Annotated in this window: 19 protein-coding genes; 11 read left to right on the top strand and 8 right to left on the bottom strand. The window is 45.5% G+C overall.

The window, feature by feature from the left end; all coding sequences use genetic code 11:
• Window positions 1–54 precede the first annotated feature (54 nt).
• Together FO440_RS22590 and FO440_RS22595 are read left to right on the top strand one after the other, a co-directional pair.
• Entirely contained in the window at window positions 55–930 is an 876-nt protein-coding gene (locus FO440_RS22590; protein WP_144250585.1) for an NmrA family NAD(P)-binding protein, read from the top strand.
• Window positions 931–1,219: 289 nt separating this feature from the next.
• Complete coding sequence (locus FO440_RS22595) at window positions 1,220–1,558, top strand: RNA polymerase sigma factor (protein WP_144250586.1); 339 nt, start codon at window positions 1,220–1,222, stop codon at window positions 1,556–1,558.
• 253 nt (window positions 1,559–1,811) lie between these two features.
• Here the strand turns inward: FO440_RS22595 and FO440_RS22600 are convergent, their stop codons facing one another.
• Window positions 1,812–3,578, bottom strand: coding sequence for a glycoside hydrolase family 71/99 protein (locus FO440_RS22600; RefSeq protein WP_144250587.1), 1,767 nt, complete (start codon window positions 3,576–3,578; stop codon window positions 1,812–1,814).
• A gap of 824 nt (window positions 3,579–4,402) precedes the next feature.
• Window positions 4,403–4,606 (bottom strand): hypothetical protein, encoded by a 204-nt coding sequence (locus FO440_RS22605; RefSeq protein ID WP_144250588.1) that lies wholly within the window; start codon window positions 4,604–4,606, stop codon window positions 4,403–4,405.
• 135 nt (window positions 4,607–4,741) lie between these two features.
• Between FO440_RS22605 and FO440_RS24595 the strand changes: the two genes are divergently transcribed.
• Window positions 4,742–4,912 (top strand): hypothetical protein, encoded by a 171-nt coding sequence (locus FO440_RS24595; protein ID WP_186292765.1) that lies wholly within the window; start codon window positions 4,742–4,744, stop codon window positions 4,910–4,912.
• A 65-nt stretch (window positions 4,913–4,977) separates the two neighbouring features.
• Here FO440_RS24595 and FO440_RS22610 read toward each other — a convergent pair whose 3' ends face one another.
• The 5 genes from FO440_RS22610 to FO440_RS22630 form a co-directional block, all read right to left on the bottom strand.
• A complete protein-coding gene (locus FO440_RS22610; protein WP_144250589.1) occupies window positions 4,978–5,313 on the bottom strand; it encodes a hypothetical protein in 336 nt (111 codons plus the stop codon).
• Window positions 5,314–5,802: 489 nt separating this feature from the next.
• Window positions 5,803–7,509 carry an AsmA family protein gene (locus FO440_RS22615; protein ID WP_144250590.1) on the bottom strand — a complete coding sequence of 569 codons (1,707 nt, stop codon included), beginning with the start codon at window positions 7,507–7,509 and terminating at the stop codon, window positions 5,803–5,805.
• A gap of 125 nt (window positions 7,510–7,634) precedes the next feature.
• Window positions 7,635–8,222, bottom strand: coding sequence for a PAS domain-containing protein (locus tag FO440_RS22620; protein ID WP_144250591.1), 588 nt, complete (start codon window positions 8,220–8,222; stop codon window positions 7,635–7,637).
• A 168-nt stretch (window positions 8,223–8,390) separates the two neighbouring features.
• Window positions 8,391–8,585: a DUF2188 domain-containing protein gene (locus FO440_RS22625; RefSeq protein ID WP_144250592.1), complete on the bottom strand. Its 195-nt coding sequence runs from the start codon at window positions 8,583–8,585 to the stop codon at window positions 8,391–8,393.
• 16 nt (window positions 8,586–8,601) lie between these two features.
• On the bottom strand, window positions 8,602–8,793 hold the full coding sequence (locus FO440_RS22630) for a hypothetical protein (protein ID WP_144250593.1): 192 nt from the start codon (window positions 8,791–8,793) through the stop codon (window positions 8,602–8,604).
• Window positions 8,794–9,269: 476 nt separating this feature from the next.
• Between FO440_RS22630 and FO440_RS22635 the strand changes: the two genes are divergently transcribed.
• The 7 genes from FO440_RS22635 to FO440_RS22665 all read left to right on the top strand — a co-directional run bounded on the left by FO440_RS22635 (window position 9,270) and on the right by FO440_RS22665 (window position 13,165).
• On the top strand, window positions 9,270–9,710 hold the full coding sequence (locus FO440_RS22635; RefSeq protein ID WP_144250594.1) for an Hsp20/alpha crystallin family protein: 441 nt from the start codon (window positions 9,270–9,272) through the stop codon (window positions 9,708–9,710).
• A 65-nt stretch (window positions 9,711–9,775) separates the two neighbouring features.
• The gene (locus FO440_RS22640) at window positions 9,776–10,069 is read left to right on the top strand and encodes a hypothetical protein (protein WP_144250595.1); all 294 of its coding nucleotides are present in this window, start codon (window positions 9,776–9,778) and stop codon (window positions 10,067–10,069) included.
• On the top strand, window positions 10,066–10,266 hold the full coding sequence (locus FO440_RS22645) for a hypothetical protein (RefSeq protein ID WP_144250596.1): 201 nt from the start codon (window positions 10,066–10,068) through the stop codon (window positions 10,264–10,266). The genes FO440_RS22640 and FO440_RS22645 overlap by 4 nt, the downstream gene beginning before the upstream one ends.
• Window positions 10,267–10,385: 119 nt before the next feature.
• Window positions 10,386–10,760, top strand: coding sequence for a response regulator (locus FO440_RS22650; RefSeq protein WP_144250597.1), 375 nt, complete (start codon window positions 10,386–10,388; stop codon window positions 10,758–10,760).
• A 459-nt stretch (window positions 10,761–11,219) separates the two neighbouring features.
• A complete protein-coding gene (locus tag FO440_RS22655; protein WP_144250598.1) occupies window positions 11,220–11,651 on the top strand; it encodes a PAS domain-containing protein in 432 nt (143 codons plus the stop codon).
• A 51-nt stretch (window positions 11,652–11,702) separates the two neighbouring features.
• Window positions 11,703–12,740 carry a PAS domain-containing protein gene (locus FO440_RS22660; protein ID WP_144250599.1) on the top strand — a complete coding sequence of 346 codons (1,038 nt, stop codon included), beginning with the start codon at window positions 11,703–11,705 and terminating at the stop codon, window positions 12,738–12,740.
• Window positions 12,741–12,871: 131 nt separating this feature from the next.
• The gene (locus FO440_RS22665) at window positions 12,872–13,165 is read left to right on the top strand and encodes a putative quinol monooxygenase (RefSeq protein ID WP_144250600.1); all 294 of its coding nucleotides are present in this window, start codon (window positions 12,872–12,874) and stop codon (window positions 13,163–13,165) included.
• A gap of 85 nt (window positions 13,166–13,250) precedes the next feature.
• On the opposite strand, the gene FO440_RS22670 is transcribed toward FO440_RS22665, so the two are convergent.
• Window positions 13,251–13,640, bottom strand: a complete 390-nt coding sequence (locus tag FO440_RS22670) for a response regulator (protein WP_144250601.1) — start codon at window positions 13,638–13,640, stop codon at window positions 13,251–13,253.
• A gap of 232 nt (window positions 13,641–13,872) precedes the next feature.
• On the opposite strand from FO440_RS22670, the gene FO440_RS22675 reads away from it, so the two are divergent.
• On the top strand, window positions 13,873–14,344 hold a 472-nt coding region (locus FO440_RS22675; protein ID WP_144250602.1), incomplete at its 3' end, for a divalent metal cation transporter.

Below are 14,344 nucleotides of genomic sequence, written 5' to 3' on the forward strand. Positions count from 1 at the left end.
TATCGTAAATAGTTAATCTCCGTAACAAAAGTTCCCTTTGCCGGTTGTCTAAAAATGGATCATCAAATATTATTAGCCGGCGCGACGGGTGACCTGGGCGGACGGATCGCGAAAGCGTTGATCAGCAAAGGCGCGAAGGTAAAAGCCATTGTCAGGGCGAATAGCAAAAAAGAAGCAGTTGAAATATTAAAGACAAGCGGTGTTGAAATCATCGAATTGGATATTAACAATCAGTTTGGATTACCCGAAGCCTGTAAAGGTGCGACTTGCGTGGTGTCTGCTATGGCGGGCCTGCGTGAGGTTATTGTAGATTCACAACTCAAATTATTAGCGGCCGCGGTTGAAGCAGGTGTTCCAAGATTTATCCCTTCCGACTATTCGACAGATTTTACCGCATTACCTGATGGCTCTAACCGTAATTTCGACCTGCGGAAAGAATTTGCGGTAGAATTAAACAAGGCGATGATCACCCCTACTTCTATTTTCAACGGGGCTTTCGCGGAATTGCTTTCCTATAATATTCCATTTCTCGATCATAAAAACAAGACGATCGCTTATTGGGAAAAGTCCGACTGGAAAGTTGATTTCACCAGCAGGAATGATACAGCAGCCTTCACTGCCGCAGCGGCGCTGGACGTGACCGCACCCCGCTATTTACGGATCGCCAGTTTCCAGGCAAGCGCCAATGACCTTGCAGCTGCTACGGGTTATGAACTAAAGGACATGGGCAAGCTTGCGGAGCTTAACGCTCGGAATCAACGGGAACGTACTGCCGATCCCGATGGGGAGCATGAACTCTATGCAAAATGGCAGCAAAGCATGTATATGCACAGTATGTTCAGCGCGCATAATGAGTTGCTGGATAATGATCGTTATCCGGGCTTAGTGTGGAGCGAATTACAAACTTTTATCAAAGCTCCTCAAAGATAAAACCAAGCAACACGATACTTTTCCGAACAAAAAAAACGGAAACGCCGGTACCACCGAAAGGTTCTTCCATTTTTATGCTTTTTAAAGATAGCTGTATGAATTTAACTGCACCGGGTACGTTGACGAGGTAGTCAGTTAAAAATATTAGTGCGCCAGGTACAGTATTACCTAAATAGCAGACATAAAATTTTCAAAAGCTGCTCATCGCTTTCTAAACCTGTCTAAGATATGATTTGGCTATATTTTTGGATATGAAATAGCAGCTACTTTTTAATAGCTTCCCTATTTAATGCGAAAGCCCCTTACCGAAGCTCAATTGATTCGGGAAATTAAAAAACGTTCTGAAAAAGGATTTTCGGTGTTGTATGACCTTTATGCACCTCTTCTTTATAAAATTATTTGGTTATCTGTTAAAGACAAAGAATTAGCAGACCGTTTATTGGAGGACACGTTTCTTGCGATCGGCTACCAGATCAATGAATTTCCATTCCAGCATAAAGGCTTCAAGCTTTGGATGGCAGGTATCGCCAAGCGGATGGCCCTTCAGCATGTTAAACAGCCATTGTCTGATACCGTTCAGGTAGATCTTCCCGACTTCCCACTTCCTGACTTTCAATTCGAATTTTAGTATCTGATTATGTTGAAAGGGATTATATTTTTTTCCGCAGGTAGAATGTACTCATGCAATGCGGACAAACATATTTTTCATAAGGCAACCAAAACAAGAGCTTTTTGGCGAAACCGTTTTTCTGTACTCTTTTAAGTGCAGCATAGGAACAATTGGGACACGGTATATCGGTTTCCTTGCTTGGGATATCAAACTCTGTCATAATTATTTGTATATACAAATCAGAAGCCAACTATTTACAAAAGCGTAAGCCTTACTTCATCTTGTTAATATACCTGAAATTAAACCTGCCTGACGGCGCTACATCGCCGTTTATTAGAAAATCGGTGATATCGCCATCTGTTTGCATATTGTCAGACCATTTAAATTCAAAATCTGCAGGGCCGCTTACTCCCAATAGTTTTTTGTCTATTTTAAGTTCAAGTACATTGTCTTTTATACGGTAACCGGCATCCCCTACCTTATTCCATTTCCAACCGTTTACTGATCGTTCTACTGTACCTTTTGCCGTTGGGTTAAGCCGGTTAATTACATAGTCGTACCCGTTCCAACCTGTTTGGTTATTTTTGTCGATGTTTATAAACAAGCGCATCCACGCCTTGTCTGTCGCCGGTGATAATTTATCCTGCGTTTGCACATAGAAATAAACAAACTGCTTATCAACAGCTACTTTTGATAGCACTAGATCATTACGCCCCGTGTTATTTACGTAATGCGTACCCTTCCATCCGTCAAAGTCGCGGTGTAGGGTGTTACCCTTGTAAGCAACAAATTCAGGCTTTACTTTATCCCAGTCGACAAACGACCCGTCTGCGTTAGCCTTTACATATCCGCCAGCCTCGGCAGGTGCGGCCATGCCTTTAAATTTGCGGATATTACTCACCATCTGGTAATAATAATTATCGCCGTGGCCGCCTTTCATGGGTTCAATGTCACGGCTGCCTTCTTCATTGAACTCGTCGGGGAAAGCGTTAACCTGGTTTTGCCATTTCTTTGCACGACCGGCAATCCACTCATTCCAGCCGGTAATAAATATAAAATCGGGGTCAATTTTTAGCGCCCGGTCCCACTGCTCCTGGAAATTATAGCCATAATTTATGGCGCCGGGTTCCGTATGCTGTCCGTCTTTATCGGTGTAATTTCTGCCGAATGCCCCTTCAGCGTTCATGGCGGTCAAGCCTTCTTTTTTCGACCAGTTTTGTGCCACACCTACAGTAACTTCTTCAAACGCACCATTGGGCTTTGGGCCAAAACCATGCTGCGGGTAGACCTCAAGCCAGCCCCAATGATCTTTATGCTGTGGTCCTTTATTGTAAACGGGCTGGCCCGGACGGAACGTAAAAAAGTTTTTAATAGCCGCATTTAAGCCGGTATCGTCCGGCGAAGAAACCATTTCGGGATAAGCCATGATCAGCGGTTTGCCCTGCCAGTTAAACCACAGGTCTTTATACAGACCGGGCTTGTATAGGTCATTATACAGCTGCACGAGTTCGCCTTTGGCAGATTCGCTTGGGCCAAAGGGTAAAATGAAGGCAATCGCGGGCGCTTTTATCCCATCTTTCCGCGCTTCGTCAAAGGCTTTGAACAGGGCTTCGTATGATTCTTTAAAGTTAGTTCCGTTGGTCGAGTCCAATATGATCACATCAACCCCGGCATCGGCCAGCATTACGGCCTGCCTGCGCAAAACCCAGGGATCTTCGTCGCGGTAATAACCAAATAAGGGCTCGCCCCAGTAAAACGTGGTGCCATCTGCCGGGCGCCATACCGGGTTATCGTAGTCATATACCGCCTCCGGATGTTTAGCCAGTATCTCTGAAGTATTAAGCGGCACCTGCGATGCAAAATTGGTATGCCATACCCAGTAAAACAGCCCTACAAACTTGTTCTTTCTTGGCGGGCCAACATCTTTAAAATCCGGAAGTTTACGGCCCAAAGCATCAACCGCGGGATAATTGGGCACAACAAATTGCGCGAATAATAAATGAGGCAACAGCGCCAGACCAAATAAAAGTTTCTTCATGCTGAATGCAAGTTAACAGGATTCTTTAGAATATTGCACAATTTAAACTGCCTGCAGTAGTCCTGTAGTACCATGACGGCGGTCGCCTAAAACAACCAGCTTGATGCGGTAAAGTTCCTGATCGCCTCCGGCGCCGATGTTAACGCAGTAGACTCAGCGCGGGTGCAAATCCAAATTTGCGGCATGGAACGGCAATTGGGATATAGACCTCGCAAAACGCTTCGGGCAGGGATAACATCGTGGATCTACTATTAAAAACAGGGTTGGAAATTGAATATGCTGCAAAAAAAGGCTAACCCCGGAAGATTAGCCTAAACATACAACTGCAACATTTTAATGATACTGAAATAACTAATTACCAGCTATTAAACGATTATTTTACAGATAATGTTCAGTTTAACCTCTACAAAAAATGTAGTTACAGTTTTTTACTTTTAATAAAATATTTATTTATCTTGCATGCTGTCAATAATTTAAATCGACCTACATCTTATCGCAGTGTAAAGCCTTGGTAAACCTACCGAGGCTTTATTTTTGAGACAGCGTGCTCACCGACTTAATTGATGGATTAATAAAAAGCTGACTAATGGGAACCAGGCAATCTTACTTCAGGATGCCATTTATTTTCTGAATGATCAATCGAAAAATAAAATGATCGCTGAAAAATCGCAATAATGCCCTGCAGTCAATAGATACGTTTTGTAAATTAAAATAAACTGAGGGTTCGTCAAAGTCTTCGTTTTTATAGCCGGGCAATTGCCCGGGTATTTTTTTAAACAAACACAAGGTTTGGTTATCGATAACTATGATAAGTTATTTATTAATTAATTAGAATTTCTTAATATTTTCTCAATATCTTCTTTAAGGTAATACTTCGCTGTCAGGTCATAATATGTCCCATATACCATCTTGTTTTCAATGACCGGTGGCTTATGTTCATCCAACAGTTTACCAACGTTAGAGGGGCTTAAATCAAATCTTACTTGTATTTCGGTCAGGCTGTAGTAGTTGTCACGGTCAAAGCTCATTATATCAAATTTTGAATTTGATGTTTAAACCTAATTGCCATTAGATTTGTTTTGTCGGCACCTAAAATATTTTCGATATTAAAATATAGCGGAAAATCTATTTTTGGGATGGGTATTTGAATAGACGTAACTGCTATGATAAAACTCTCCTTGCAAACTGTGGTTGATAAAATCAATCAAACCCTAACTGATGGTACCGGGCTACCCTACATCCGGAATCTATCAGGTTCATTATTGATAAAAAACAGAATAGATATTGTTTACCAAAAAGAACAAAATTCTTGCCCCCCGCCATCGGCAGGTTAGCAGCTCATTCAATTAGTAATTAATGGAATTTAAAAGTTCGTTAAATGTATTAAACGGAATATATGTTACTGCATTGCGAATGGAAATGAAGTTTCTATTTTCCAAATAGATTCGATATCGTGGGTTAAATAATATATGGCATCACTTAAAACCATATTGATACCACTTACACTTTCTTTATTTTTTAATACAGTTTCCACATCCTCAATGGACATTTGCGGTTCTATGTTTATATGATAATCAATCTCAAATCCAAAAAACTCTACTTGTTCTCTCAATAAATATACAACCTCCATTAACCCACGGCTATCGGAGGTGAAATAAAAATTATATTCAAATAATGAGTTTCGTGACCGGAAAGGTTTGCTTAAAAATTCTTGCACTTGTTGTTCTTGCGTCATAGCTGACGGTTGTAAGCAAATGTCAAGCCATAATACCACGCCTTAAAAGTGTGCGGGGTAATTCAATACCCAATCAGAATCTTTTTTAACTGGTGTAGCTGAAGGCTTTATTACTTTACTTGTATGGAAACTGTAAAGGATAAGAATAAGCCCCATGATCATCGGAAACAGATAAATCCAAGAGGATTTATTGATTAAGTTAAGCTTTTTCATTTTAATATCTTTATAGGGTTGTTTCGCAAATTTAACCCATTCAAGATGTGCTTGTCTGCATATTCTGGTAACGAATTTGTTATCATAATCCCGGGGGGACAATTCGTCGTTATGATGAAACAATTATTTAATAAAGATTTCATAAGTGTTGACTGTTATCAGCGTTATTGTGTTCAACTTATTATAATTAGGGAATTGACTGGTTTAACCAAGCGTTTTCCGGTAAAACATGGCGCAAGCCATGTTAAATAGATTGCAGCAATTCCTGCGGGATGTTCACGGTTTAGCTTTCTTTTTGAATATTTTTGAGGCCGCCGTAGTAATCTTGGAAAAGATAGATTGATCTTTTTGCGGCTGTACAGCAGGGCCGATACCGGCGCAGGCTTTGATCCCGGTAAATAAGGTTTGCCACAGGGTCTTGAAAAAGGGATAAGATGCCGGTCTCCGGAAAACAATATCGGCATGCCGCGGTACTTCGCCCGGGCTGTCGGGATTACTATGTTTGATCACAAAAGCATTCACGGCAATGGTAGGGACCAATTTCTTTTGGCCCTGGTCATTCAGCAACCGGACCTCCAGGTCGTTATAAAGCATGTGCATCACGCCCTTGCTGACATAACGGTTACCAGCAATAGCGAAGTCTAGCGACTCCAGCCGGCCCCTGGTTACATCCACCTGCGCCAGCGGCCGGGTTACCGGATTAACCGCGTCGGCCATCATGCCCTCCAGCGTTCCTTTATAGTCATAACTGTATTGCTGATCGCTAAGGTTGAAACGCAATGAAAGTTTGAGCCGCACTTTTCCTAATAGCAGGGTGGACAGGTCAGCGGTACAATAAGGATACTTTTTAATATCCTCGCTCCGATTACTGATGTGCAGAAAACGTCCGGCAGTTTTTTGAAAAGCGATGGTACCGGTCTGTCCGCTTTGCGGATTGTACTCGCTGTAGCTAACGTTAATGTCCGTCAGCTTAAGCGTATCCGCCCTAAAAGCAACGGGGAGTTTCCGGGTGATGTAGTTGGGAAAGCTGACGATCCGGTCATTGTGTTTGGGCCGTCCGTGCGGATTGCCAAAAATAGCGATCGACCCGTCAGCCCCGCTGAGCCTGGAACTGAAGAAAAACTGCTTGTCAACCAGCTGGGTATAGTTAACGTTCGAGATCTCCAGCCTTTCGAGTTTAAAGTCAAAGCGGTCGTTACGGGAAATTTTAAAGAATTGGGCAGCGGGTAAGGGGGTAACCGACAACCCCTCCAATTTAAGCTTTTTATCGGCGGTTGAAAAAGATGCACCGGACAGCTGATAATGATACAGGCCCCCGGTCGTGCGTCCGTCGAATCGTCTGATACGGGTCTTGATGCTTTTACAAAACAAGGTTCGGCTGGTATCCTGCTGCGTGGCTGAATCGATCAATAACTGTTGGGCGTCGAGTTCCAGTTCCTTCAGCCTTAAATACGGCGCGCTAGGGATGGCTAAATCCCGGTAAGCCAATACGGCACTTTCAAAGCGGATATGCCCTATGGCCAGGACGTGCAAAGTGCCTGAAAGCTTGTCATACATCGATTTGGGATTTTGCTTAGCAGCGGTGCGCTGCCGGCGGCAATACGCAAAGACCGGCTTTTCCAGCCGGATGCTGTCGATCCGCAATTCTTTGCGAAATAGATAATGCAAAACCTGGACGCCGCTGATCTTTAACGATTGCGCTTGTCCACCCAGACTATCGGCCGATTGCATCAATTTACCGGTGTCAGCGATCAGCTGAACAGCATCCAACTGTAAGGTGCCGGTAAAGACATTTAAAGACAGATGGGAAAAACGCAGGGTATAAACGTGATTCCCGGCTTTGTCCACGGCCGCTTTCAGCCGCCGGGCAACAACCGGCGCCAGCAAGGAGTTGATACTGAATAAGCCGATGAGGATGATCAGGGCAAATGCCCCAAGACCGTAAACCCACCAGCGGCGTTTAGTCGTCTGCGCTACGGTCATGTCTACTCAACCCGAAAGCAGCCAATAAGTTTGCGCTAATTATAAACGCACAGGCAGAGCGCTCCTTAAATTCCCCTCAATTAATCGCTTTTCGATCTACACTGCGGTCCGATCCTGATCGGCCTTTAATCTGTCTTGTCTGATATGTCTTTGATCACCCCGTCGAGTTCGCCGGCGCTTTTTTCCAGCATGTTACAAAGATCCTTTACCCGCTCTTCGGTTGATTCCTGCCGGATCAGGCTAGTCAGACCGATGATATTAGCCAATGGTTTACGCACCATATGAGATTGAATATAGCCGATCTCGGTAAGCTGGTGGTGCGCTGAGTCCAGACGGCTGCGCGTGTCCACAAATTCGGTGATATTATAGCCGATGCAGAAAACGCCGTCCGGTTTTCCCTGCTCATCGAACAGTGCCTGCATTTCCCATTGCGTGGTCACGTAGCCGCCACGGCCGTCATGTTTGCGGAGGGTGGCTGCGAACAGTTTACCCGGCGACTGAAAACAGGCGCCACCGGTCTGCTCGCAGATCACAATATCTTCCGGATGCAGGGTTACGCTGAAATGCTCGCCAAGCAGGGTTCCTCCGGAAAACTCAAAGTTCCGGTCATAATTCTTACTTACGTAAGCATACCGGCTGTCCATGCCGATCACGATGGTGTAGAAAAACAGGGAATCTTTCAGGAAATGATTGATCTGCGGATAATGGTTCATCCTTTGTTAACACGGGTAGGTGAAATAGGTTTGTGTATTTCGATCTTCCTGCCGGAAGCACAGCAGAGTATATGACCTGCAGGAAACATTAAACGTGCGTAGATACCGACAATGCCCTGTTCATAGGTTGATTATTCAGCCGACCCGGCAATAATGGACTATGGCGTATTATTCCTTCTTTGCCGGTACTTCTTCCGGGTGGTTCTTAAAATGAGCCCGCGCCTGCTTCAATCCGGTAGCAATAGCTTCACCCTCGTTTCCGGTTGTTTTTAAAACTTCATTAGCGATCTCTACCGCTTTTTCGCGGAGATATTTCGGCTGGTTTTTATAGGATGGCGGATAGTCGCCTTTTGGCCATGGCATAGTTGTAAATTTTGCGTTAAACTTCTGTCTGATTTAATCCGGAACCACCTTGGTCCGGCTGCTGCGGTATTTCCTGTGGCTGGTTCCCGGGCGCTTCCTGCGGAAACGTTGGTCCTTGCGGGTCATTTGGCTGCTGTATTTCAGGCTTTGGTGACTGAACGGGCGCTTCCTGCGGTTCGTTCGGTATGGTATCGTGTTGCTTGCCCATAATTCAAAGTTGGTTTATTAGATAACCAATTGCAAGCCGGCTGGTTTCAATTATTATTTAGCGGGATAAACGCGGCCGTTTCTTTTTTACCGAATCCGTGCCTCGTTCCACTCATGGCTGGCCGGATACCTACAGCATATCGAAAGACGGCCATTTTTACATTACCACTTCGCAGATCAATAAGCAACCGGACAAGTCCTTACATGGTGTTTAAAGTTAAGCTCCCATAATTATAAATCATCATGGTTAATATCAAAATAACCATCAGCCACGATAAGAAACTTCATCAGCGCTTGCAAATACCAGGTATTTGAAACGGAAAATTTGTCGCCAGCCATCTGTTTAAATGTCATTTTGAGGCTGAAATTTTTTCAGTTGCCGAAACCTGTTTTGGCTTTGGCACAGGTCTTGAAATAAGCTAATCAGTTTAATTAATTATAAGTTTCAATCATTATTAAATTAAGGAGGACAGACCTATGACACTGGTTAAATTCAATCCCGCTCAAAAAAACAGCTCATTATTGCCAGGCTTTAATGAAGTGTTCGATTCCATTTTCAATGACACCTTTTTCAGCGACCGCCTGATCAGCCGTGTGCCGGCGGTGAACATCAGCGAAAGCGAGAACAACTATCATGTGGAGCTTGCTGCGCCCGGTCTGAAAAAAGAGGATTTCAAGCTGAACCTGGACCGCAACCAGCTAAGCATATCGGTAGAACAAAGCGCTGATCAGGAAGACAACCAAAAAAACTACAGCAAACGCGAATATAGCTACAGCTCATTCGTGCGTTCGTTTACCTTGCCTGACAGCGCCGACCACGCCAATATCGAAGCCAGTTATACCGATGGTATCCTGCGGATCGATATCGCTAAACGCGAAGAAGCCAAAGTGGTTCGCCGTCAGATCTTAATCAAATAAATGTAAAGAAGTTTTGAATCAGGAAGGCTCCCGTATGTGCGGGGGCTTTTTTAATGTGATGTGCTATGGAAACGCAATTCTATATCTTACTGAGCCTGAAGACGGCGAAGGGGTTTGTAGATTATGGTCAATATTTCTTTGGGAATGACCGCCAGGCAGCCGAGGGTTTGTTTGCGCAATTACAAGGCGGTGCTGATGTAAAAGTTAATTGCCTGCTGCATATTGACCTAATGGAAACGGTGAACGACCTTCCCGTAAAGATCAAAACGATTTGTTGTACCCTGGATGAACTGGGCGTAAACTGTAAACTGATCGCCCGTGAAGTTTTCCGCATAAAGAACCTGGAGGAAATGCCATGAATAATAAACTATTTTTTCTTCGGGCAATGCTGATCGCTGTTGTGCTGGGTATTTTATTTGCGGATACGATTTTATGGCTAAAGGGCATCGGGCAGCAGTTGGAACACCGCAATGCCCTGCTTATCTGTGTTTTGCTGTGGTTTGCGTCTCTATTTTACACCCATAACAGCGACGATGACTGGGCTGGAGAGTTTTAATTAAAAACATTTTGCGAATGGATTGTTGTAGCTTAACACTACCTACCATACACCGGACCGCTTAAGTTTCTGACACGCTCTTACCCGTAACCCCGCTATTTTAGGTTAACACTAAGGGTTTGAATAAACGTATTTTAATTTTAGACGACCACCAGGCGATCCTGGAGGTCGTCACCGAAGCGCTCCGCTACGAACAATATGATGTTCTCGATATAACGCTGGGCAGCCAGCTATTTGATGCGGTAAGGGATTTTTCACCGGACCTGATCCTGCTGGATTATAAGCTGTCGGACAACAACGGCGGCGACTTGTGCCGGCTATTAAAAGACACGCCGGAACACCGCCACATCCCGGTGGTTATCTTCTCTGCCTATTTTACACGCGGGGATGCCGCGATGCCCGGCGGTTGCGACGATATTTTGTATAAGCCGTTTGACCTGGAATCTTTGGTTTCAACGGTAAGCGGGTTGCTTGAGCATATTGGAACGCGCTAACGGCTGGAAATATTCCGAAACGAATCCTATGTGGGAATATACTTTCGTACCTCCAGATAAATTGGTGTTTGAATTACACCCGCATGCATTCTTCCCCTTTTAAACTAAATCCAGTATGGCAGCGGGTAAACGTCAAAGCCGCCTTCCTGCAAAACATAAGTAAGTATGTCCTGCACCCCGCTGCCCGTTTCCTGTACAATAATTTTACGCATGATCTGATTTCGAACTGAAAGCCAATAGAGACAGACGTGTTAGGCTTGATGCGGTCGTTGGGGTCCGCTCGAAGGTACTGTCATTTAATGATTAACCAATTAAAGCTAAACTAACAAGTTGGGTCAGGGCGAAAAGGCTATATTCGAACCACTTGGATTATCGAAATGCGGTCAAACCCAGGATTGATATCGAAATTCATTAGTTTTACAACTTATAGGAGTTAAATACGTATAAAGAGGAGTAGATATGGTTCGTTTTTCCGCGTTTAAAAATCCGGCTTCAATTATCGCGGCGGCGCTTGCCTGGGCTTTCATCGCCGATCCGCTGATCAGCCGGCTGGCGCTGGCGTACGCGCCGGCTCACCGGGATTTATTCCGGAGCCTTAACGATCTCATCGTCATCTTGCTGGTGAGTTTGATCCTGTATCGGCGGATCAGCCGCCAGGCCACTGAGGTCCGCCAGACCCGGGATGATTACCGCCGCCTGTTCGAAGAAGTACCGGTCCCCATGTTTATTTTCGATAGCCGGGATTTTCGTTTTTTGGCGGTCAATACCGCAGCGACCGTACAATACGGTTACAGCCAGGCCGAGTTCTTACAGTTGAAGATCACCGACATCCGGCCGCGGGAGGAAGTGCCTGCTTTTTTAGCAGCTGTTGGCCAGGTGCCGGACCGCTAAGCCGACGCGGGGCGATGGCTGCACCAGAAAAAGAACGGGGAAACCTTTTTCGTGCGCATTTTCTCTCACCACACCGTCTTTGAAGGCCTGGAGGCCAAACAGACCCTGGTGGTAGATATCGACCAGAAGGTCCGCACTGAAACAGCGCTGGCCGAAAAGAGCGCCGAATTGGAGAATATGCTCGATAGTATCACCGATGGGTTTTACGCGCTGAACAGCCGCTGGGAGGTGTCCTATTTCAATAAAGCAGCTGAAAAGGCCCTGTCCTGTACCAGAGCAGAGATTATGGGCAAAAACCTGTGGGACTTTTTCCCAAATTCCCGGGAAGGAAGATTCTATGCGGAATATGAACGGGCCATGAACGAAAGGATCAGCGTACAATTTGAGGGGTACTATGCCCCGCTGGGGGTCTGGGGCTCGATGAGCGTTTATCCCACCAAAGAAGGCATCGCCGTTTATTTCGTAGATATCACTGAACAGAAAAAGATCCAGGAAAAGATTTACAATGATGGTCAGAACCTGCGCGCGATTATCAATAACACGCGTGACCTGATCTGGTCGGTCGACCTGCAGTCCCAGATCATTACCGGCAACCAGGCTTTTTGGAAACGCGTCAAAGAACTCACCGGCAAAGACGAGGAGGAAGTCAGCAACGCCGATTTTGTACAAGAGCGTGTAGCCGTTTTTTTTGAAAGCTATGAGCGTGCCTTTAAGGGCGAGGCCTTCAGCCTGGTCCGGCAACGCGAGCTTGATGGCCGGCAGGTTTTCGAAGAGCTCAGCTTTAACCCGATTCGGGACATCCATCAGGCGGTCATTGGCGTGAACTGTTTCCTGCGGGACATTACCGAGGCACAACAGTACCTGCACCAGATCGAAGAACAAAACAAACGGCTGCGGGAGATCGCCTGGATACAGTCGCATCGCGTTCGCGCGCCACTGGCCAGAATCCTCGGACTTGCCCAGCTTTGCGACCCAACTGATTCGCCCAATGCCGAGATTATCCCTAAGCTGAAAAAGTCGGCTGAAGACCTTGACCGTGTAATCATGGAGATCACTGCGTTAACGCAGGACCTGGATAAGCAACAGTAATTTCCGTTTTACGGGCAATAAATTCCGGAAGGGGGTTAAAAGAGCATTTAATCGATATCGTGGCACAATTAGTGTGGCATTACCAGCGGTGGTAAATTGCTGCCGATACATCCTGCATAAAAAATAATCAAATGGAAAAATTAGCATTACTGGCCCGCCTGGAGGCCAAACCCGGTAAAGAACAGCAGGTTGCTGACTTGCTTAAAAGCGCTTTGTCATTAGCCGGTGCCGAGCCAGGCACGATCCGCTGGTATGCACTGCAAATCAGTCCCTCCACTTTTGGCATATTCGATACCTTTGCCGACGAAGCCGGCCGGGACGCGCATTTAGGCGGCGAAATCCCTAAAGCGCTCGCGGCTGTCGCGAATGATTTATTGGCTGTGCCACCGGTAATCGAAAAAGTAGATTTGCTGGCCATTAAATAGGCTATCAATAAAAGGTCTCCGGCGTAATCCGGCGGAGACTTTGAATCTCATTTATTGGCAAAACAAAAACAACCGGTTTAGCTGTTTAAGCGGCAGCAATATTCCGGAATTGGTTCATGGAAACCGGCTTGGTGATGTATTCCTTTATAAAAGGATAGGCGGCTACCCTTTCATGATCCACCTGCCTCACCGAAACGGTTACGACATAAATACTGATCTCTTTACACAACGAAGGGCGCAAAGTAGCGAAGGCGTCTAAAAAACTATAACCATCTCTGACCGGCAGGGCAATATCAACGAAAATCACATCAGGGAGGAGCGCGGCTGTACACTGATTTTCAAGCAGGTCACTGATCAGCTCTCCTACCTGATCATAATGAATGACCTCTTTAAAGAAATTTGGTTTATTGGCCAGTTTCATGAGGTGGTGAAAAATATCATCATCATCCAGTACCAGCAGCGTCTTATTATGCAAATCGTTAAATTAAATGTTTGGCATTACAGGTCAATAAACGTACCATTAAAACAAGCCGGGAATAACAACGACAGGTTGTGCGGCAATGAGAGGTTACGGTAAAAATCGCCGGCCTAAATTAAGTGCTGACTGTCCCCGGGAAACTAATTAATGCTAATTTTAACCATGCCGGCCCCGGACAGTTCTATCATTGATGGAAAATGGCACAATAATTAGCAGGGTTTGACCCGTTATGCCATCGAAAATTAAAGCTTTTTTTAAAAACCTCGGCCCGGGCCTGGTAACCGGCGCCAGTGATGACGACCCTTCGGGCGTTGCTACCTATTCACAGGCAGGCGCGGGTTTCGGACTCGCGACGCTATGGACAGCGCTGATCACCTTTCCGCTGATGGCTGCCATACAGGAAATGTGTGCGCGCATCGGGACGGTAACCAGCAGCGGGCTGCCCGGAACGTTGAAGGCGCATTACCCGAAATGGGTGCTCTATGCTTTACTAGTAATTACTGTTCCTGCCATCGTATTGAATATCGGCGCGGATATCCAAAGCATGGGCGCGGTAACCCACCTCATCATCCCTGCCGTCCCGGATTTTGTGTTCAGTATATTTTTTACAGCATTGCTGATCTTTGTGATCGTGCGGTTTGATTATGACCGCATCGCTTCCATCTTAAAATGGCTGTGCCTTGTTTTACTGTTATACCTGG

Origin of the sequence: Mucilaginibacter corticis, from assembly GCF_007558865.1 — a bacterium.
Taxonomy (GTDB): Bacteria; Bacteroidota; Bacteroidia; order Sphingobacteriales; family Sphingobacteriaceae; genus Mucilaginibacter; species Mucilaginibacter corticis.